Source organism: Pseudomonas fluorescens NCIMB 11764, from assembly GCF_000293885.2.
GTDB lineage: Bacteria > Pseudomonadota > Gammaproteobacteria > Pseudomonadales > Pseudomonadaceae > Aquipseudomonas > Aquipseudomonas fluorescens_B.
The window spans coordinates 4,197,654-4,218,752 of record NZ_CP010945.1; the positions used below are offsets into that span (position 1 = coordinate 4,197,654).

Sequence of the window (21,099 nt, forward strand, 5' to 3'; positions counted from 1 at the left end):
CATGTACGAATCACCCAGTTGGTTGCATGAATTGTGGGTTGCCCGCGAAGTGTTGTGGCAAGGCTTTCTCACCAGTGTGCAGGTGTCGGCCCTGGCGATTTTGCTGGGCACGATGGTCGGCATTGTCACGGGGCTGGTGCTGACCTACGGCAAGTTCTGGATGCGCGCACCGTTCCGTTTCTACGTGGACATCATTCGCGGCACGCCGGTGTTTGTGCTGGTGCTGGCCTGCTTCTACATGGCGCCGGCGCTGGGCTGGCAGATCAGCGCGTTTCAGGCCGGTGCCTTGGGGTTGACGCTGTTCTGCGGTTCCCACGTCGCCGAGATTGTGCGCGGTGCGCTGCAAGCGTTGCCGAGCGGACAGATGGAAGCGAGCAAGGCGATTGGCCTGACGTTTTTCCAATCCCTCGGCTATGTGCTGTTGCCCCAGGCGTTGCGGCAGATCCTGCCGACCTGGGTCAACTCGTCCACCGAGATCGTCAAGGCCTCGACGCTGTTGTCGGTGATCGGCGTCGCCGAGTTGCTGCTCAGCACCCAGCAGATTATCGCCCGGACGTTCATGACCCTCGAGTTTTACCTGTTCGCCGGATTTCTGTTTTTCGTCATCAACTACGCCATCGAATTACTCGGCCGGCACATTGAAAAGCGGGTGGCCTTGCCATGACTCAACCTCAAGTTTCGAACGCTCAAAACGGGCAGCCCCTGCTGGACATTCGCGGGCTGCACAAAAAGTATGGCCAGCTGGAAGTGCTCAAGGGCGTAGACCTGACCCTGCAGCGCGGCAACGTGGTCACGCTGATCGGTTCCAGCGGTTCGGGCAAGACCACGCTGCTGCGCTGCGTGAACATGCTCGAAGAGTTTCAGGGTGGGCAGATCGTGCTCGATGGCGAGTCCATCGGTTATGACGAGGTCAACGGCAAGCGCGTACGGCACCCGGAAAAAGTCATTGCCCGGCATCGCGCCATGACCGGCATGGCGTTCCAGCAATTCAATCTGTTCCCGCACCTGACAGCCTTGCAGAACGTCACCCTCGGTCTGCTCAAGGTCAAGAAACTGCACAAGGACGAGGCCGTGGCCCTGGCGGAAAAGTGGCTGGAGCGGGTCGGCCTGCTGGAGCGACGTGATCATTATCCCGGTCAGTTGTCTGGCGGTCAGCAACAGCGTGTGGCGATTGCCCGGGCGATCGCGATGAACCCGAGCCTGATGCTGTTCGACGAAGTCACCTCGGCCCTCGACCCGGAGCTGGTGGGCGAAGTGTTGAGCGTGATCAAGGGGCTCGCCGAAGACGGCATGACCATGCTGTTGGTAACCCACGAAATGCGTTTCGCCTTCGAGGTCTCGGACAAGATCGTTTTCATGAATCAGGGGCGGATCGAAGAGCAGGGGCCACCCAAGGAGCTGTTCGAACGCCCGCAATCGCCGCGTCTTGCCGAGTTTCTGAAAAACACTCGGTTCTAAACCCCTTTCAATCAGGAGAAACACACATGAGCATTACTCGTTACGGCACCGGCAGCACCGCCGCTGGCGGCCAGCCTCGCCCTTTCGCCCGTGCCGTTGAAGCCGATGGTTGGCTGCACGTGTCCGGGCAAGTGCCGGCGCTGGATGGCGAGATCATTGTGGGCGGCATCGTCGAGCAGACTCACCAGGCCATGAAGAACCTGATCGCGATTCTGGAAGAGGCCGGTTATGGCCTGGAAGATGTGGTGCGTGCGGGCGTGTGGCTGGAGGATCCGCGGGATTTCACCAGTTTCAACAAGGTCTTCTCCGAGTACTTCAAACCCGAACACGCTCCGGCCCGTGCCTGTGTGCAGGCGAACATGATGGTGGATTGCAAAGTCGAGATCGACTGCATCGCGTACAAGAAAAAGGCCTGAACCGAGTCGCGCCCATCGCTGGCAGGCCAGCTCCCACAGGATTCTATGGGCTGCCACAGATTGCAGACACACTCTCCATCCCTGTGGGAGCTGGCCTGCCAGCGATGGCGTCCTAACAGTCGCCACCGCACTCTGGTTAAACTCCCGGCACTTTAATGGGGACTACTGAAATGACCGAAGACACCATCAAGCGCCGGGCTCGCGGTCTGGACCGGGCGTTCGATATCCTCGATTTCCTCAAGGAAATCGGCCAGCCCCTGCGTCCGAATGAAATCGCCAGCGGCATCGGCAGCCCGAAATCCACGGTCTACGAACTGGTGGCCTCGCTGCTGGAACGGCGGATTCTCGAGCCTGTGGGCAAGGACGGTCACGTCTACCTCGGCCGTCAGCTGTATTTTCTCGGCCAGGCGCATTTGCGCCACTTCGACCTGACCCGCGAGGCCGACCACGCCTTGCAGGAGATCGTCAGCCAGACCCATGAGACCGCGCAGATGTGCCTGCTCAACGGGCGCAAGTACACGGTGGCATTGATGAAAGAGGGCGAGCGGCATTTCCGCATTTCCTCGGACATCGGCGAGAACGCCCCAATCCCGTGGACCGCATCCGGACGCCTGTTGCTGGCGCACCTGAGCGACGAGGAAATCATCGACCTGATCGATCACGACGACTTCATCCTGCCCAACGGCGAGCGCCTGCCGCTGGAGCAGTTTCTCGGTGAAATCCGTCAGGCCGGTATCGACGGGTTTTTCTCGTTCGACAGCGTCGCCGACACCTTTACCCATTGCTTCGCCGCCCCGGTCAAAGACCCGAACGGCGTGGCCATTGCTACCTTGTGCATCGTCGCCCCGCGGGCCGATGCCAAGACACATTACAACGACTATCGCCGGGTGTTGATCGACAACGCCAACCGCCTGGCCCGTCGCATTAACGAATAACAGCGGCTGCCTGCGGCCGCGAATGTGAGGAGTTCGACCATGTCTACTGCCCAAAATACTGCCGCCGTGGAAAAGGGTTTCGCCCAGACCGGTGCCCACCTGGTGCGCGACGTCAGCCTGCCAGCGCTGGTGCTGCATCGCGAGGCGCTGGAACACAACATTCGCTGGATGCAGGCGTTCGTCAGCAATAGCGGCGCCGAACTCGCGCCCCACGGCAAGACCAGCATGACCCCGGCACTGTTTCGCCGCCAACTGGACGCCGGCGCCTGGGGCATCACCCTGGCCAGCGCCACGCAAACCCGTGCGGCGTATGCCCATGGCGTCCGTCGGGTGCTGATGGCGAACCAACTGGTCGGTACGCCGAACATGGCGCTGATCGCTGATTTGCTGGCGGACCCGACGTTCGATTTCCATTGCATGGTCGATCACCCGGACAACGTCGCGGACCTCGGCGCGTATTTCGCTTCGCGCGGCGTACGCCTCAACGTGATGATCGAGTACGGCGTGGTCGGCGGTCGTTGTGGCTGCCGTACGGAAGAGGAAGTGCTCGCGCTGGCCAAAGCCATCAACGCCCAACCGGCATTGGCGTTGACCGGCATTGAAGGCTATGAAGGCGTGATCCATGGTGATCATGCCGTCACCGGCATCCGTGAGTTTGCGGCGTCGTTGGTGCGTCTGGCGGTGCAGTTGCAGGACAGTGGCGCGTTCGCCATTGCCAAGCCGATCATCACCGCGTCGGGTTCAGCCTGGTACGACCTGATTGCCGAATCCTTCGAAGCGCAAAACGCCGCCGGCCGTTTCCTCAGCGTATTGCGCCCCGGCAGCTACGTGGCGCACGACCATGGCATCTATAAAGAAGCGCAATGCTGCGTGCTCGACCGCCGCAGCGATTTGCACGAAGGCCTGCGTCCGGCGCTGGAAGTCTGGGCTCACGTGCAGTCGTTGCCGGAGCCGGGTTTTGCGGTGATCGCTCTGGGCAAGCGCGATGTGGCCTACGACGCCGGTCTGCCGGTGCCGTTGCTGCGTTACAAGGCCGGTGCGGTGCCGGCGAAGGGCGACGATGTCAGCGCCTGCAAGGTGACGGCGGTAATGGACCAGCATGCGTTCATGACGGTGGCGCCAGGTGTTGAGTTGCGGGTGGGCGATATCATTTCGTTCGGGACTTCGCACCCGTGCCTGACGTTCGACAAGTGGCGGACCGGGTGTCTGGTGGATGAGCAGTTGAATGTCATCGAAACCATGGAAACCTGTTTCTAAGGTTCGGAACCGAGGAGCGGCTATCGCGAGCAGGCGCTCCCACAATGGAATGCGTTCCCCCTGTGGGAGCGAGCCTGCTCGCGATAGGGCCATCCCAGACAACATAGAAACACCAGAGATTCGAAAACATGAACACCATCAACACCCTCGGCCCCAACGCCCCGCGTATCGCCCTGATCGGCGAATGCATGATCGAGCTGCAGCAACGTGCCGACGGCAGTCTGCAACAGAGCTTCGGCGGCGATACCTTGAACACCGCGGTCTACCTGTCCCGCGAACTGGGCGATGGTGGTGCGGTGGATTACGTCACTGCCCTGGGCGATGACAGTTTCAGCGACGCCATGTGCCAGAGCTGGGCCGACGAAAACATCGGTCTGGGCAGGGTCCAGCGCTTGCCCGGCCGCTTGCCCGGGCTGTATTGCATCCAGACCGACGCCGCCGGCGAGCGCCGTTTTCTCTATTGGCGCAACGAAGCCGCGGTCCGTGACTGCTTCACCACCCCGGCGGCGGCCCCCATTCTCGCGGCGTTGCCGGACTACGACGTGCTGTATTTCAGCGGCATCACCCTGGCGGTGCTTGGCGTGCAAGGTCGGGCGAAACTGCTGGAAACCCTGATCGAAGCCCGGCAGCGCGATGCGCGCATTGTGTTCGATAACAATTACCGGCCACGTTTGTGGGCGTCGATCGAGGAGGCTCGGGCGGCTTATCGCAGCGTGTTGCCGTATGTCGACCTCGCGTTGCTGACGGTGGATGACGAGCAGGCGCTGTTCCATTTTTCCGGTTGCGAGGCGGTGTTTGCCGCTTACGCGCAAATGGGCACGCCGGAAGTGGTGCTCAAGCGCGGCGCCGAGGCGTGTCTGATTCGTTGTGACGGCGAGTCGTTCGAGGTGCCGGCGCACAAGGTTGAACGCGTGGTCGATACCACGGCGGCGGGGGATTCGTTCAGTGCGGCGTACCTTGCCAGTCGGCTCAAGGGCGGCAGCCCGGTAGAAGCGGCCGAGGCCGGGCATCGGTTGGCGAGTCGAGTGATTCAGGTGCCGGGGGCGTTGATCCCCAAAGACTGAGACGAATGATTTGTGGTGAGGGCGCTTGCTCCCGTTGGGCTGCGAAGCAGCCCCAATACCTGAAAGCACCTACTGTCAGGCACACCGCATTCTCAGGTTTTACGACTGCTTCGCAGCCGAGCGGGAGCAAGCTCCCTCGTCGCAGGAGGTCTCGGCCAACCGATCAATCCCGGTAAAACACCTGTACCAGGTGATACCCGAACTTGCTCTTGATCGGTCCGTGCACCACCCGCAGCGGTTTCTTGAAGATCACCGCGTCAATCACACCCACCATCTGCCCCGGCCGCACTTCACCCAGATCACCGCCGCGCTTGCCGGACGGGCAGGTGGAGTATTTCTTGGCCAGCACATCGAAGGCTTCGCCCTTGGCGATGCGTTGTTTGAGCTGCTCGGCTTCTTCCGAGGTTTTCACCAGAATATGGCGGGCTTGAGCTTTCATTGGGGCAGATACCTTGAAACGGTGGTGGCTATGCTGGTGCCAGCGTGGGGCGCGCGATTATGCCCTAACTCGCTGAAAAGATCGCAGCCTGCGGCAGCTCCTACGGTTGGCCGATCATCGCGCGAATCTTGTTGGCCAGCAGATCAATGGAAAACGGTTTGGCCACCATGTCCATGCCTTCCTCGAGGAAACCCTGGCGTTCGGCGGCTTTCTCCGCGTAGCCGGTCATGAACAGCACCTTGAGTTCCGGCCGGTGCTGGCGCGCGATTTCTGCCAGTTGCCGACCGTTCATGCCCGGCAGCCCGACATCGGTCACGAGTAGATCCACGCGCACGTCGGACTCCAGCAAGGGCAGGGCAGACTTCGCGTCTTCGGCTTCATGGGCGTGATAACCCAGCTCATTCAGCAAGTCGAGGACCAGCATGCGCACGGCTGGATCATCCTCCACCAACATCACGGTTTCACCGGCAATCGCCGCTGGCGCCTCGCCGCTGAAGGGCATTAGCGTGTTCTCCGGTTCCGGGAAATACAGCCGCGGCAGGTAAAGGCGAACGCAGGTGCCCTGGCCTGGAACGCTGTGGAGTTTGACGTGGCCGCCAGACTGCTGGGCAAAACCATAAATCATCGACAAACCAAGCCCTGTGCCCTGGCCGATGGGTTTGGTGGTGAAGAAAGGATCGAACGCCTTGGCCAGCACCGACGGGGTCATGCCGGTGCCGTTGTCGCTGACGGCAATCATCACGTAATCCCCGGGCTTGACTGTTTCCAGGGTGGTGATATCGCTGCTGTCGAGGTAAACATTGGCCGTTTCAATCAGCAACTCGCCGCCATCGGGCATGGCGTCGCGGGCGTTGATCACCAGGTTGAGCAACGCGTTTTCCAGTTGGCTGACGTCAGTGCTGACCGGCCAGGCTTCATCGGCGAGTCGCAGCTTCAGTGCGATGTGATCGCCTTTGGTGCGGCTGAGCAGGTCTTCCAGGGAATGAATCAGCGCGTTGGCATTCAGCGTCTTGCGATCCAGCGACTGGCGTCTGGAGAATGCCAGCAGGCGATGGGTCAGGGCGGCCGCGCGGTTGGCTGACGACACGGCCGCCTCGGTGAAACGGCCGATCTCGGCGGCGCGACCGTCAGCGATGTAGCGCTGCATCAGGTCGAGGCTGCCGATAATCCCGGTGAGCATGTTGTTGAAGTCATGGGCAATGCCGCCAGTGAGCTGACCGACCGCTTCCATTTTCTGAGCATGGCGCAAGGCGTCTTCAGCACGTTCGCGCTCGAACATCTCGTTTTGCAGGCGCTGGTTCGCTTCGGCCAATTGCTGGGTGCGGGCGGCAACGCGTTCTTCAAGGGTTTCGTTGAGATTGCGCAAGGCTTCTTCGGTCTGTTTGCGTTCGGTTTCATCGATCACGAAAATGTAGAAACCGTTCACCGCGCCATCCGGCCCGTGGCGGGGCAGGTAGTTCATCAAGGCCTGACGGGTGCTGCCATCACGATGCGGCGTGCTGATGCTGAAGCAACAGGTTCTGCCTGCCAGTGCTTCGGCGATGTATTCGGCGCGCAAGGCGTAGGCTTCGTCACCCAGCACCTCACGAATGGTCCGACCGTAGAGTTCCTGGGGCGTCAGGCCGTACCAATCCAGATACGCGGCGTTGTTCAGGCGAAAGCGTTCCTCGCTGTCGACGTAACTGATCAGGATCGGTATGGCGTGGATGATCAGTTGCAGCTCGGTCTGGCTCTGGCGCAACGCCTGTTCGGTGTGTTTGCGTTCGGTCAGGTCCAGGGCAGCGCCGAGGAAACGGATGGGCCGGCCATGGTGATCCTTGTAGCAGCGGCCCCGGGCAAACACCCAGCGCAGCTGACCGTCGGGTTGCAGCAGGCGATACTCCTCGGCGTATTCGGTGCCGTGGGTGATGCAATGCTTGATGCTGCGGGTGACCATCGCACGGTCTTCCGGATGCACTGCTCCCAGGTAGTCGCTGATTGGCAATTGGCTGGCGAGTAGCGGATCGATACCGTGCAACTGGGCAAAGTGGGCATCGGCAATGAAGCGGTCTTCGCTGATGTCCCAGTCCCAGGTGCCGACGGCGTCGGTGGCGGCCAGCGCCAATTGCAGGCGTTCCTCGGTTTCGCGCTGAGCCTTCAGGCTGGCGGCCGAGCGTTGTTCAAGTTCGAGGGCAATGCGTCGGCGTTCGTTGGTTTCGATGGCAGTGACCAGAATCCCGGCGACCTCGGCGCTTTCATCGCGGATCGGACTGTAGGTCAAATCCAGCCAGAAGTCGGACTCGTCATTGTCACGTTGCAGGGTAAAGCGCTGTTCGCTGTAGGTTCGCACCTGGCCCTGTAGGACGGCGCTGTAAATCGGGTCGGTAAAGTCTTTGAGTTCTGGCCAGATCTGGTGTGTCGGTTGTCCGAAAGCGAGCGGATGCTTGCTGCCGGCCAACAGGGCGAAGCCGTCGTTGTAGATCTGCGTGAGTTCCGGCCCCCACAGCAACAGCATCGGCATCGGTGAGTGAATCACGATGTCCACCGCCGTACGCAGGCTCTGCGGCCAGGCACTGGCGCTGCCGAGCGGGGTGCGCGACCAGTCCAGTCTGGCAATCAGGGCCTGGGCATCGCTGCCGGTGGGTGTTGCGTTCATCAAAGTGTTCCTGCACGTCAGTCAGTTTGGCGGCGTACTATCCTAGAGCGTTAGTCGCGGTATGACCCGTTTTTGGGGTCATTTCTGTTCATTCAATGCTTCGCGGGTGTTTTTTGCCATGGAAATCGATGGGCTTTTGAAGATTCTGGCCAGCCAGGAGGGTTCCGATCTGTACCTGTCCACCGGCGCGCCACCCTGCGCACGGTTTGATGGTGTGCTTAAACCCGTGACCGACCAGCCATTCAAACCGGGGGAAATCACGGCGATTGCCATGTCCATCATGGACGCCGAGCAGCGGCTGGAGTTCGATCGGGAACTGGAGATGAACCTGGCGATCTCTTTGCCGGGTGTCGGGCGTTTTCGGGTCAACATTTTCAAGCAGCGCAACGACATGTCGATTGTGGTGCGTAATGTCAAACTCGACATTCCACGTTTCGAAGACCTCCGGTTGCCAGCGGTCCTGCTGGAAACGGTCATGCTCAAACAGGGGCTGATGCTGTTCGTCGGCGCCACCGACTCAGGCAAGTCTACCTCACTGGCGGCGTTGATCGATTATCGCAACCGCCACAGCAGCGGCCATATCATCACCATCGAAGACCCGGTCGAATACATTCATCGGCACAAGAAGTCGATCATCAATCAGCGCGAGGTCGGCGTGGATACCCGCAGTTTTCATGCGGCGTTGAAGAATACCCTGCGCCAGGCACCGGATGTGGTGCTGATCGGCGAGATCCGCGACCGCGAAACCATGGAGCATGCGTTGGCGTTTGCCGACACCGGGCACCTGGTGATTTCCACCTTGCATGCCCACAACGCCCATCAGGCGCTGGACCGTATCATCAACTTCTTCCCGGAGGAGCGGCGGACGCAACTGCTGCATGACCTGGGCAACAATCTCAAAGCGTTCGTTTCCCAACGGCTTGTGCGTACCCGTGATGGGCAACGGAGGGCAGCGGTGGAAGTGATGCTCGGTTCGCCGACCATTGGTGACTTGATCCGCCGTAACGAATTCGATGAGCTCAAGGGGATCATGGAGAAGTCCGTCGAGCAGGGCATGCAGACGTTCGATAGCGCGCTGTTCGCGTTGGTTGAAGAGGGTGCGATCGATGAGGAGGAGGCGCTGAAGCACGCGGACTCGGTGAACAATTTGCGCCTGCGACTGAAGCTGCATGCGGAAACATCACCGGGCCCCCATGCACCACCCGGCGAATGGGGACTGATGGACTGACACCGGCAGCTCCCGCCAGAGAAGTTGTTCAGTCCTTGAGCTCGGGGCGGTCGCGGAACTGTTCCAGGGCCTCTGGATTGGCCAGCGCATCGGTGTTTTTCACCGGCTGGCCATGCACCACATTCCGCACCGCCAGCTCGACCACTTTACCGCTGATGGTGCGTGGAATGTCCGTTACCGCGACGATTTTCGCCGGCACATGCCGTGGCGTGGTGTTGGCGCGAATGACCTGGCGAATCTGCTGTTGCAGGGGCTCGTCGAGTTCGACGCCATCGCGCAAACGCACGAACAGCACCACCCGCACGTCATCCTGCCACTGCTGACCGATGGCCACGCTGTCGATCACCTGCGGGACTTTCTCAACCTGACGGTAGATTTCCGCTGTGCCGATGCGCACGCCGCCGGGGTTGAGTACGGCGTCCGAGCGGCCGTGAATCATCATTGCGCCGTGAGTCAATTGTTCGGCGTAATCGCCCTGGGCCCAGACGCCCGGAAACTGGCTGAAGTAGGACGCGCGGAGCTTTTCGCCGGTCGGGTCGTTCCACAGGCCGATGGGCATCGCCGGAAAGTGCCGGGTGCAGACCAGCTCACCTTTTTCACCCATTACGGGAGCGCCGGCGTCATTCCAGACCTCGACGGCCATGCCCAGGCTCTTGCCCTGGATTTCACCGCGACGCACCGGCAGCCACGGATTGCCGTTCACGAAGCACGAAACGATGTCGGTGCCGCCGGACATCGACGCCAGGCACAGGTCAGCCTTGAAGTCGCGGTAAACATAGTCGTAACTCTGCGGCGATAGCGCAGAGCCGGTGCACAGCAGGGTTTTCAGGCTACCAAGATCATGGCTTTGCCGAGGCTTCACCCCCGTGCTTTCCAGTGTCGCGAGGTATTTGGGGCTGGTGCCGAACACACTGATTCGCTCGTCGTCGATCAGGTCGATCAAACGCTCGGGGCCGGGATGAAACGGTGAGCCGTCGTACAGCACCACGGCGCTGTCCACGGCCAGGGCCGAGACCAGCCAGTTCCACATCATCCAGCCGCACGTCGTGTAGTAAAACAAACGGTCGCCGGGGCCGAGATCGCAATGCAGGCCGTGTTCCTTGACGTGTTGCAGCAGTACGCCGCCGGTGCTGTGAATGATGCATTTGGGCACGCCGGTGGTGCCGCTGGAATAGAGGATGTACAGCGGGTGTGCGAATGGCACGGCGACAAAATCCGGCTCGCCACCGGGTTCGTAGAATTCATCCCAGAGTGCCACGTCGGCGTGGGTGCAGAAGTCTGCGGTACGTGCCTGTGGTCGAGCGTAAGGCACGACGATCAATTGTTGCAGCGACGGCAGGCGTTCGAGGATTTCGTTGACCTTGGTGCGCTGGTCGATGTCTTTGCCGGCATAACGGTAACCGGCGCAGGTGATCAGCACCTTCGGTTCGATCTGGCCGAAGCGGTCGATCACGCCTTGGGTGCCGAAGTCCGGTGAGGAACAGGACCAGATCGCCCCGAGGCTCGTGGTCGCGAGCATGGCCACCAGGGTTTGCCAGGTATTGGGCATGCACGCGGCGACGCGATCGCCGAGGCCGACACCGGCGGCGATCAGACTGTTTTGAAAGCCGGCGACATGCTCGGCCAGTTCGGCCCAAGTCAGCTGTTCACGCTGGCCGTTTTCGGCGATGGCGATAACGGCCACGGCATCGTCGCGACGGCGCAGCAGGTGTTCGGCGAAATTCAGGGTGGCGCCTGGGAACCATTGGGCGCTGGGCATATGATCGCCTTCGATCAACACCGCGTCGGGTTGATCGTGGAAGCGGATATCAAAGAAATCGACGATGGCTTGCCAGAAGTCGACCCGCTGCTCGATGGACCATTGATGCAGATCGGCGTAGTCGGCGATGTCGAGGTGGTGACGTTGATTGATGAAGCGCCGGAAGGCCTCCATGCGGGTTTTGGCGACGCGCTTGGCGTCGGGTTGCCAGAGAATGTCGGACATGGTTTGCCTCTTCTTCTATGTGTGCACACAGTCTTCTGTGGCGAGGGAGCTTGCTCCCGCTGGGTGGCGAAGCCGCCGCAAAAATGGTCGGATCAGCCAATTTGCGACTGCTGCGCAGCCGAGCGGGAGCAGGCTCCCTCGCCACAGGGGTTAGCGGTCCATCACTGCGCCAACCACCCACCATCAATATTCCACGCCGCGCCCCGCACCTGGCTACCGGCCTCGCTGCACAGGAACAACACCAGCTCACCCAGTTGCGGCGGCGTGACGAACTCCAGCGAAGGCTGTTTCTCGGCCAGCAAATCATGCTGCGCCTGCTGCGGATCAATCCCGGTCGCGATGCGGTCATCGATCTGCTTCTGCACCAGCGGCGTCAACACCCAGCCTGGGCAAATCGCGTTGCAGGTGACATTGGTCGTGGCGGTTTCCAGGCCGACCACCTTGGTCAAGCCGATTACCCCGTGCTTGGCCGCGACGTAAGCGGCCTTGCCCACCGACCCGACCTGGCCATGCACCGAGGCGATGTTGATGACCCGGCCCCAGCCTTTCTGGCGCATGCCCGGCAGGCTCAAACGGGTGCTGTGGAACACCGACGACAGGTTGATCGCAATGATCGAATCCCAGCGCTCCACGGGAAAGTCTTCCACTGGTGCCACATGCTGGATGCCGGCATTGTTCACCAGAATGTCCACGCCACCGAACTCGCGCTCGGCGTAGGCGATCATGTCGGCAATCTGCGCCGGGTCGCTGACATCGGCGGGGTGATGGCCGACCTTGCCACCGAACTGTCCAACCTCGGCAATCACCTTGGAGGCATCGCCGAAACCGTTGAGGATCAGGTTGGCGCCAGCCTTGGCCAGGCTGAGGGCGATGCCCAGGCCGATGCCGCTGGTGGAGCCGGTGACCAGTGCAGTCTTGCCCGTAAGAGTCGTCATGAATACCTCACACAATGCCAGTGGCGTAGAAAGTACCGATCACCACAAAGACCGCCAGGGTCTTGATCAGCGTAATACAGAAAATGTCTTTGTAGGCTTCGCGGTGGGTCAGGCCCGTCACCGCCAGCAAGGTGATCACCGCGCCGTTGTGCGGCAGGGTGTCCATGCCGCCGCTCGCCATCGCGGCAACCCGGTGCATCACTTCCAGCGGAATGTTGGCCGCATGGGCGGCGGCGATGAAGTCATTGGCCATGGCTGCCAGCGCAATGCTCATGCCGCCCGACGCCGAACCGGTGATGCCGGCCAGCAGGGTTACGGTAACCGCTTCGTTGACCAGCGGGTTGGGAATGCTCTTGAGCCAGTCGGCCAGTACCAGGAAGCCTGGCAAGGAAGCGATCACCGCACCGAAGCCGTATTCCGAGGCAGTGTTCATCGCCGCCAGCAACGAACCCCCGACCGCACTTCGACTGCCTTCGGCCAACTTGCCGCGAATCGCCTGGAAGCCGAACACCAGCACCATGATGATGCCGACCAGCAACGCGGCCTGAACCGCCCAGATCGCCGTGAGCTTGGCGATTTCAGTGGTCACCGGCGCCGCCATGCCCGGCAGTGCGAGGCTGTGGGTCTTGCCGTACCACTGGGGAATCCACTGGGTGAACAACAGGTTCATGATGCCGACGGCCAGCAACGGCGACAGTGCGATCCACGGATTGGGCAGTTTGATGTCGGCAGCGGTTTCCGGCTCGTTACGCAGTTCAGTGCCATAGCCCTCACCGGCGGCCTGAGCCTTGTTGCGCTGGCGCTGCAGAAACAGCATGCCGGCGCAGACCACGAAGATCGAGCCGATCAAACCCAGCCACGGCGCGGCCCAGGCGGTGGTGTTGAAGAAGGTGCTGGGAATGATGTTCTGGATCTGCGGGGTGCCGGGCAGGGCGTCCATGGTGAACGAAAACGCGCCGAGGGCGATGGTCGCCGGAATCAGGCGTTTAGGGATATTGCTCTGGCGGAACATTTCGGCCGCGAACGGGTAGACCGCAAAGACCACCACGAACAGCGACACGCCACCGTAAGTCAGCAGGGCGCAGACCAGGACGATCACCAGCATCGCCTGGCGGGTGCCGAGCAGACGAATCGCCGCCGCGACAATGGAACGCGAGAAACCCGACAACTCAATCAGCTTGCCGAACACCGCGCCGAGCAGGAACACCGGGAAATACAGTTTGATGAAGCCGACCATTTTTTCCATGAACACCCCGGTGAAGGCGGGGGCGACGGCGGAAGGGTCGGTGAGCAGAACGGCGCCGAGGGCGGCAAGCGGGGCAAAAAGGATAACGCTGTAGCCACGGTAGGCCGCGAGCATCAGCAGCGCGAGGGCTGCCAAGGCAATGATCACACTCATGGTGTGTCTCCTGGATTGTTATTTTTGTGTGGTGAAGCTGTGTGCGGGAGGGGCTATAGCGAGTTTCGTGCCACAGGAGCAACGTATTGAAATATAAGGATATTTTATCTGTGGAAGAGCGAAATTCAGTTTTTTGTCTCTGATTTGAGACTTTTTTGATGCTGCAGGCCTGATCGCTGGCAAGCCCGCTGCCACAGGTTGAGCAGGTTTTTCTCGAAGGATGCGATCCCTGGGGGATCGGGCTTATCCGCGATGGTCTGTCTACTAATGGAGATTTACGTCTCGTTATAGAGACTCGGCAATCCCCAGCGCCACCATCTTCTTGTACAACGTCGACCGCCCAAGCCCTAACCGAGCCGCCGCCTCAATCACCTTCCCCCCGCATTGCGCCAGGGTAGATTCAATCAATTGCCGGTCAAACCGCTCCCGAGCCTCGCTGAAGGTCTCATGGGCAACCGATTCAATCATTAAGGGCGCGGTGCGTTCGACTGGCGTAAACGTACCAATCGCTGCACGAATATCCTGCACATTCAGCAACAGGTCGTCACTGAGCAACGCCGCCCGTTCCAGTACGTTGCGCAGTTCGCGAATATTCCCCGGCCAGGCGTGTTGTCCCAGTAGCTCCAGCGCTTCGCGGTTCAGTTCATGCTGACTGCGCAGCTCCTCGAGAATCGCTTCACTCAGGGCCGGTAAATCATCGAGACGATCTCGCAACGGTGGCACCTGGATCGGCAGCACGTTGAGGCGGTAATACAGATCGGCACGAAACTCGCCGCGTTTGATCGCCGCTTCAAGGTCGGTCGAGGTCGCCGCGATCACCCGCACATCGCTCTGAATCACTTCGTTGGAGCCCACCGGTTCGAATTCTTTTTCCTGCAACACCCGCAGCAGTTTGCTTTGCAGGGGCAGCGGCATGTCGCCGATCTCATCGAGGAACAGCGTCCCGCCCTGGGCAATCTGCAGCTTGCCGGCACGGCCCTTGCGGTCTGCACCGGTGAACGCGCCGGGGGCGGTGCCGAAGAATTCGGCTTCCAGCAACGACTCGGGAATCGCTGCGCTGTTGATGCTGACGAAGGCTTTATGGGAACGTGGCGACGCCCCGTGAATAGCCTGCGCCAACAGCTCTTTGCCGGTGCCGGTTTCGCCGAGCAGCAGCACCGGCGAATCGGCGCTGGCACTGCGCCGGGCGCGGCGTTTGACTTCGAGGCTGGCCGCGCTGGTACCGATGAAATGGGCGAAGTTGTACTTGGTCTGCCGTGCCCGCAGCAGCGAACGGGTGGAGGCCAGTTCTTCCTGCATGCTCATGTAGCGCTTGAGCATTGGCGAGAGGCTGCGCAACTCGTCGAACAGCGCAAAACCAATCGCACCGATCACCACGCCGGCATCGTCGTGAATCGGCAGGCGCATGACCACCAGCGGTTCCTTGGAGGTGTCCTGCATGTCGAGCAGAATCGGCCGACCAGTGCGCACTACCTCGCGCAGCAGGCTGCCGGGGATCACGCTTTCGCAAGCCTTGCCGATGGCCACTTCAGCCGACGCCAGACCGAAGCGCCTGGCATAGCGTTCGTTCATCCAGACGATGTTGGCGTCGCGATCGACGATCACCGTGCCTTCACTCGACTGCTCGATGATCTCGAACAACGAACGGATCGCCAACAGGCGAACGCGCTGGTAGTCCTTCAGGCTTTCGGTGGTGTTCATGTGGGCTGATCCTGATTGTGTACAAAGCCAGGCACTGGATTATGCCTACCGCGGATGCGCCGCCGCCAACAGCTCTTTGGTGTACGGATGCTGCGGTGATTCGAACACGTCGTGGCTGGCGCCGCTTTCCACCACCTTGCCGTCCTTGATCACGATCATGTCATGGGCGAGGGCGCGGACGACCGCCAGGTCATGGCTGATGAACAGATAGGTCAGCCCGTGTTTTTCCTGAAGCTGGCGAAGCAGGGCAACCACCTGTTTTTGCACCGTGCGGTCCAGCGCCGAGGTCGGTTCGTCGAGCAGGATCAGCGCCGGCTTCAGCACCAGCGCCCGGGCAATGGCGATGCGCTGGCGCTGGCCGCCGGAAAATTCGTGAGGGTAGCGATGGCGACTTTGCGGGTCGAGGCCCACTTCCTGCAGTGCACGAATCACCTCGGCCTTGCATTCGTCCGCCGTCAACTGGCTGTGAACCTCAAGGCCTTCGCTGATGATCTGCGCCACGGACATCCGTGGGCTGAGGCTGCCGAAAGGGTCCTGGAACACCACCTGCATTTTCTTGCGCCACGGCCGCAGCTGCTTTTGCGTCAGACCATCCAGCGCTTCACCCTGAAAGCGAATGCTGCCTTCGGAGTCGAGCAGGCGCAGGATCGCCTGCCCCAGGGTGGACTTGCCGGAACCGGATTCACCGACAATGCCCAGTGTCTTGCCACGCTGTACATTCAGGCTGATGCCATCCACCGCATGCAAATACGTTTTGCGCTGGAACAGTCCGCCACTGAGGGCGAAGCGCACGGAAAGATTGTCCACTTCCAGTACGTTCTCGCGAGTGTCCCTGGCCAGCGCTTCACCTTCCGGTTCGGCATTCAGCAAGACGCAGCTGTACGGATGCTTCGGCTCGGTGAACAGCGTCTCGCACGGCGCCTGCTCGACGATTTCCCCAGCCTTCATCACGCACACGCGCTGGGCGATGCTACGCACCAGATTGAGGTCGTGGCTGATCAGCAGCAGCGACATGCCGAGTCGCTGTTGCAGGGATTTGAGCAGCAGCAGGATCTTGCGCTGCACCGTTACGTCCAGCGCCGTGGTGGGCTCGTCGGCGATCAGCAACTCCGGTTCGCAGGCCAGGGCCATGGCAATCATCACCCGTTGCCGCTGGCCGCCGGACAGTTGATGCGGGTACGCCTTGAGACGTTCCTTGGGTTTCTGGATGCCCACCAGGTGCAGCAACTCAAGAATCCGTGCCTGCGCGGGTTTGCCAGTCATGCCTTTGTGCAACAGCAACGTTTCGCCGATCTGCTTCTCAATGCTGTGCAGCGGGTTGAGCGAGGTCATCGGCTCCTGGAAAATCATCGCGATGCGGTTGCCGCGCAACTCCCGCAGCACTTTGGAGGAGGCGCCGAGCAATTCCTTGCCGCGATAGCGGATGCTGCCGCTGGATTCGGTGCCGGTCTCGGGCAGCAATTGCAGGATCGAGTGCGCGGTCACCGATTTGCCGGACCCCGACTCACCGACCAGTGCCAGGCATTCGCCGGGGCGGATGTCCAGGCACAGATTGCGCACCACGGTCTGGCCGCTGAAGGCCACGCTGAGGTTGCGGATTTCGATCAGGTTACTCATATCAACATCCGCTTGTTCAAGACCGAGGATCAAAGGCGTCTCGCAACGCCTCGCCGATAAACACCAGTAACGAAAGAATCAACGCCAGGGTGAAAAACGCCGTCAACCCCAGCCACGGCGCTTGCAGATTCTGTTTGCCCTGACCGATCAGTTCGCCCAGCGATGCACTGCCGGCCGGCATGCCGAAACCGAGGAAATCCAGCGCGGTGAGCGTCGAAATCGCTCCGGTCAGAATGAACGGCAGGTAACTCAGGGTTGCGTTCATCGCATTGGGCAGAATGTGCCGCACGATGACTTTGCGGTCGGTCAGGCCCAGTGCGCGGGCGGCTTTGACATATTCCAGGTTGCGCCCGCGCAGGAACTCGGCGCGCACCACGTCCACCAGCGCCAGCCAGGAAAACAGCGCCATGATCCCCAGCAGCCAGCAGAAATTCGGCTCGACGAACCCTGACAAGATGATCAGCAGGTACAGCACCGGCAACCCCGACCAGACTTCCTGCAAGCGCTGACCGATCAGGTCGACCCAGCCGCCGTAATAACCCTGCCACGCGCCGGCGGCGATGCCGATCAGCGCGCTGACAAACGTCAGCATCAACGCAAACAGAATCGACACCCGCGCGCCGAAAATCACTCGGGCCAGCACGTCGCGCGCCTGGTCGTCGGTGCCCAGCCAATTGACGCTCGAGGGCGGGCTCGGCGCCGGTTTGTTCAAGTCATAGTTGGGTGTGTCGTCGCTGAACGGGATCGGCGGAAACAACAGCCAGCCGCCATCCTTTTTGATCAGCTTCTGCACATAGTCGCTGCGATAGTCCGCCTGGAACGGCAGTTGCCCGCCGAATTCCTGCTCGGTGTAGCGCTTGAAAACCGGGAAGTACAACGAACCCTGATAACTGACCACCAGTGGTTTGTCATTGGCGATCAGCTCGCCGCCCAGGCTCAAGAGGAACAGGCCGATGAACAGCCACAACGACCACCAGCCACGACGGTTTTTCTTGAAACGTTCGAAACGGCGACGCGCCAGCGGCGAAAGCTTGAACATCAGGCATTCCTCGCGGCGAAGTCGATACGCGGGTCGACCAGGGTGTAGCAGAGGTCACCGACCAGTTTTATCAGCAGGCCGAACAGTGTGAAGATGAACAGCGAACCGAATACCACCGGATAATCCCGGGACACCGCGGCTTCGTAACTCATGCGGCCCAGGCCATCGAGGGAAAAGATCACTTCGATCAGCAGCGAACCGGCGAAGAACACACTGATGAACGCCTGGGGAATGCCCGACACCACCAACAGCATCGCGTTGCGGAACACATGGCCATACAGCACGCGCCGTTCGCTCATGCCTTTGGCGCGGGCGGTAACGACGTATTGGCGGGTGATTTCATTGAGGAAGGAGTTTTTGGTCAGTATCGTCAGCGTGGCGAACCCGCCGATCACGAGCGCCGTCACCGGCAACACCAGGTGCCAGAAATAGTCGGCGATCTTGCCCACCGTGGACAGCGATTCGAAGTTGTCCGAGACCAGGCCGCGCACCGGAAACCAGTTCAGCGACGTGCCGCCGGCGAACACCACGATCAAGAACATCGCAAACAGGAACGCCGGCATCGCATAGCCGATGATGATCGCGGTGCTGCTCCAGATATCGAAGTGGCTGCCGTGATGCACGGCTTTGCGGATGCCCAGCGGAATCGACACCAGGTAAGTGATCAGCGTGGCCCACAGCCCGAGGGAAATGGTCACCGGCATTTTTTCCAGGATCAGGTCGGTGACCGTGGCGCCGCGGAAGAAGCTTTTGCCGAAATCCAGTTGCGCATAGCTTTTGAGCATCAGCCACAGGCGTTCCGGGGCCGGTTTGTCGAAGCCGTACTGTTTTTCTATTTCCTTGATCAGTTGCGGATCCAGGCCGCGGCTGGCCCGCGAACTGCCGCTCATGACTTCGCTGGAACCACCGCCGACACTGGCGCCGCCGATGCCTTGCAGGTGTGCGATCGCCTGTTCCACCGGACCGCCCGGCGCAGCCTGAACGATGACGAAGTTGACCAGCAGGATGATCACCAGCGTCGGAATGATCAGCAGCAAACGCCGCAGAATGTAAGCCCACATCAGTGCGGCCCTCCGGGTTTGCCGCGCTTGATCAGCTCGGCGGTCATCTGTTGGTTGGTCAGCGGCGTGGTGCTCACTTCCCACCAACTCTCGATGGCTTCGTCATTGGCGGCCTGCACGCTGGGAATCCCGAAGCGGTTCCACCACACGGTCGAACTGCCCGGCGGATAGTAGTTGGGAATCCAGTAGTAGTTCCATTGCAGCACCCGGTCGAGTGCATGGGCGTAGCGCAACATGTCGGCCTGGGTGGTGGCACGAACCAGGCCGTTGACCAGCGTATCGACCGCCGGGTTTTTCAACACCATGTAATTGTTGGAGCCCGGATCATTGGCCGCCGCGGAGCCAAAATAGTTGTTCAGTTCGTTGCCCGGCGAGGTGGTGACCGGATAGCCGGTGACGATCATGTCGTAGTCCCGGGACATCAGCCGATTGACGTACTGGGACGAGTCGATGCGGCGGATGTTCAGGTCGATACCGATCTGCTTCAGCGTGCGCTTGTACGGCAGCAGCAAACGGTCCAAGCCGTTCTGGCTGACCAGGAAAGTAAAGCTCAGCGGTTTGCCTTCGGCATTCACCAGTTGGTCGCCATCGGGTTTCCACCCGGCCTGCTCCAGCAAGTCCAGCGCTTGCAGTTGTTTGTCGCGGATCACGCCGCTGCCGTCGGTTTTCGGTGCTTCGAAGACTTTGGTGAACACTTCGTCGGGAATCTGTCCGCGCAAGGGTTCAAGAATCGCCAGCTCCGCGGCATCCGGCAGGCTGCGGGCGGCGAGTTCGGTATTGGAGAAAAAGCTCTGCTGGCGGATATAGAGGTCGCGCATCATCTGCCGGTTGCTCCATTCAAAATCCCAGAGCATCGCCAGTGCCTGACGTACACGGCGATCCTGAAACAGCGGATTTTGCAGGTTGAACACGAAGCCTTGCGCCGATTGCGGTGCGTTTTGCGCCAGATGCGCCTTTTGCAGGCGCCCGTCACTGAGCGCCGGGCTGTCGTAGCCGATGGAGTAACCGGTGGCGGAGAATTCACGGTTGTAGTCATAGGCGCCGCCGCGCAACACTTGGCGCGCCACGTCGGTATCGCCGAAGTACTCGATGCTGAAACGGTCGAAATTGTAGAGGCCGCGGCTGACCGGCAGGTCCTTGCCCCACCAGTCGGGATTGCGCTCGAAGGTGATACTGCGCCCGGAGTCGACCTTGCTCACCTTGTACGGACCGCTGCCCAGTGGTGGCTCGTAACCACCGCCGCTGGCGAAATCACGGGTTTTCCACCAATGCTCGGGAAACACCGGCAAGGTCGCGATGTCGAGGGGCAGGGTGCGGTTCTCGTTGCTCTTGAAGTCGAACCGAACGGTGCTCGGCGATTCCACTTCGACGCCTTTGACGTCGGCGAATTGCGTGCGATACCGCAGGCTGCCCTGGGTCATCAGCAGGTCGAAGGTGTAGCGCACGTCCTCGGCGGTGATTGACTTGCCATCGGCGAAGCGGGCCTTGGGGTTGAGGTAGAAGCGCAGGGACAACCCGTCATCCGAACGCTCCATCTTCTGCGCCACCAGGCCATAAACGGTGTAAGGCTCGTCCAGCGAGCGCTGGGCCAGAGGCGAATAGATCAAGCCGTCGATCTGCGTCACGCCGATGCCTTTGTCTATATAAGGCAGGACATGATCGAAATGCCCGATCTCGATCGCCGAGCGCCGCATCGTCCCCCCCTTGGGGGCCTGCGGGTTGGTGTAGGCAAAATGACTGAAGCCGGCAGGGTACTTCGCCGGTTCGCCGTAGACGGTCAGCGCATGTTGGGGGGCGGCGTTCACACCGGCGGCGCCCAACAGCAGGGCCACGGCAGTGAACAGCAAAGTAGGGAAAGCCAGTCGCATTGTCAGCCTTAGAGCCGGGTGGTCGATAACCGCAATTTGTACGCTAGCGGCGCGTCCCTCGCC

Annotated in this window: 17 protein-coding genes; 7 read left to right on the forward strand and 10 right to left on the reverse strand. The window is 60.9% G+C overall.

The window, feature by feature from the left end; all coding sequences use genetic code 11:
• Position 1: 1 nt before the first annotated feature.
• The 6 genes from B723_RS19305 to B723_RS19330 all read left to right on the forward strand — a co-directional run bounded on the left by B723_RS19305 (position 2) and on the right by B723_RS19330 (position 5,130).
• Positions 2-664 (forward strand): amino acid ABC transporter permease, encoded by a 663-nt coding sequence (locus B723_RS19305; protein WP_017339152.1) that lies wholly within the window; start codon positions 2-4, stop codon positions 662-664.
• Positions 661-1,458, forward strand: coding sequence for an amino acid ABC transporter ATP-binding protein (locus B723_RS19310; RefSeq protein ID WP_017339151.1), 798 nt, complete (start codon positions 661-663; stop codon positions 1,456-1,458). Before B723_RS19305 ends, B723_RS19310 begins: the two co-directional genes overlap by 4 nt.
• A 26-nt stretch (positions 1,459-1,484) precedes the next feature.
• Entirely contained in the window at positions 1,485-1,874 is a 390-nt protein-coding gene (locus B723_RS19315) for a RidA family protein (protein ID WP_017339150.1), read from the forward strand.
• A 170-nt stretch (positions 1,875-2,044) separates the two neighbouring features.
• Complete coding sequence (locus tag B723_RS19320; RefSeq protein ID WP_017339149.1) at positions 2,045-2,809, forward strand: IclR family transcriptional regulator; 765 nt, start codon at positions 2,045-2,047, stop codon at positions 2,807-2,809.
• A 39-nt stretch (positions 2,810-2,848) separates the two neighbouring features.
• Positions 2,849-4,066: an amino acid deaminase gene (locus tag B723_RS19325; RefSeq protein WP_017339148.1), complete on the forward strand. Its 1,218-nt coding sequence runs from the start codon at positions 2,849-2,851 to the stop codon at positions 4,064-4,066.
• Positions 4,067-4,194: 128 nt separating this feature from the next.
• Complete coding sequence (locus tag B723_RS19330) at positions 4,195-5,130, forward strand: sugar kinase (RefSeq protein ID WP_017339147.1); 936 nt, start codon at positions 4,195-4,197, stop codon at positions 5,128-5,130.
• A gap of 163 nt (positions 5,131-5,293) precedes the next feature.
• Here B723_RS19330 and B723_RS19335 read toward each other — a convergent pair whose 3' ends face one another.
• Entirely contained in the window at positions 5,294-5,569 is a 276-nt protein-coding gene (locus B723_RS19335) for a peptidylprolyl isomerase (RefSeq protein WP_007898282.1), read from the reverse strand.
• A gap of 100 nt (positions 5,570-5,669) precedes the next feature.
• Positions 5,670-8,204, reverse strand: coding sequence for a PAS domain-containing hybrid sensor histidine kinase/response regulator (locus tag B723_RS19340; protein WP_017339146.1), 2,535 nt, complete (start codon positions 8,202-8,204; stop codon positions 5,670-5,672).
• 118 nt (positions 8,205-8,322) lie between these two features.
• Between B723_RS19340 and B723_RS19345 the strand changes: the two genes are divergently transcribed.
• Positions 8,323-9,432 (forward strand): PilT/PilU family type 4a pilus ATPase, encoded by a 1,110-nt coding sequence (locus tag B723_RS19345; protein WP_031318970.1) that lies wholly within the window; start codon positions 8,323-8,325, stop codon positions 9,430-9,432.
• A gap of 28 nt (positions 9,433-9,460) precedes the next feature.
• On the opposite strand, the gene B723_RS19350 is transcribed toward B723_RS19345, so the two are convergent.
• The 8 genes from B723_RS19350 to B723_RS19385 all read right to left on the reverse strand — a co-directional run bounded on the left by B723_RS19350 (position 9,461) and on the right by B723_RS19385 (position 21,036).
• Positions 9,461-11,416 (reverse strand): acetoacetate--CoA ligase, encoded by a 1,956-nt coding sequence (locus B723_RS19350; RefSeq protein ID WP_017339144.1) that lies wholly within the window; start codon positions 11,414-11,416, stop codon positions 9,461-9,463.
• Between the two features lie 161 nt (positions 11,417-11,577).
• Positions 11,578-12,351 carry a 3-hydroxybutyrate dehydrogenase gene (gene hbdH / locus B723_RS19355; protein WP_017339143.1) on the reverse strand — a complete coding sequence of 258 codons (774 nt, stop codon included), beginning with the start codon at positions 12,349-12,351 and terminating at the stop codon, positions 11,578-11,580.
• A 7-nt stretch (positions 12,352-12,358) separates the two neighbouring features.
• A complete protein-coding gene (locus tag B723_RS19360; RefSeq protein WP_017339142.1) occupies positions 12,359-13,750 on the reverse strand; it encodes a GntP family permease in 1,392 nt (463 codons plus the stop codon).
• Between the two features lie 285 nt (positions 13,751-14,035).
• Positions 14,036-15,451: a sigma-54 interaction domain-containing protein gene (locus B723_RS19365; protein WP_017339141.1), complete on the reverse strand. Its 1,416-nt coding sequence runs from the start codon at positions 15,449-15,451 to the stop codon at positions 14,036-14,038.
• Positions 15,452-15,496: 45 nt separating this feature from the next.
• Positions 15,497-17,068 (reverse strand): ABC transporter ATP-binding protein, encoded by a 1,572-nt coding sequence (locus tag B723_RS19370; RefSeq protein WP_017339140.1) that lies wholly within the window; start codon positions 17,066-17,068, stop codon positions 15,497-15,499.
• Positions 17,069-17,084: 16 nt separating this feature from the next.
• The gene (locus tag B723_RS19375) at positions 17,085-18,107 is read right to left on the reverse strand and encodes an ABC transporter permease (protein WP_017339139.1); all 1,023 of its coding nucleotides are present in this window, start codon (positions 18,105-18,107) and stop codon (positions 17,085-17,087) included.
• Complete coding sequence (locus B723_RS19380) at positions 18,107-19,168, reverse strand: microcin C ABC transporter permease YejB (protein ID WP_017339138.1); 1,062 nt, start codon at positions 19,166-19,168, stop codon at positions 18,107-18,109. Before B723_RS19380 ends, B723_RS19375 begins: the two co-directional genes overlap by 1 nt.
• Positions 19,168-21,036 carry an extracellular solute-binding protein gene (locus B723_RS19385; protein WP_017339137.1) on the reverse strand — a complete coding sequence of 623 codons (1,869 nt, stop codon included), beginning with the start codon at positions 21,034-21,036 and terminating at the stop codon, positions 19,168-19,170. The genes B723_RS19380 and B723_RS19385 overlap by 1 nt, the downstream gene beginning before the upstream one ends.
• Positions 21,037-21,099: the final 63 nt, after the last annotated feature.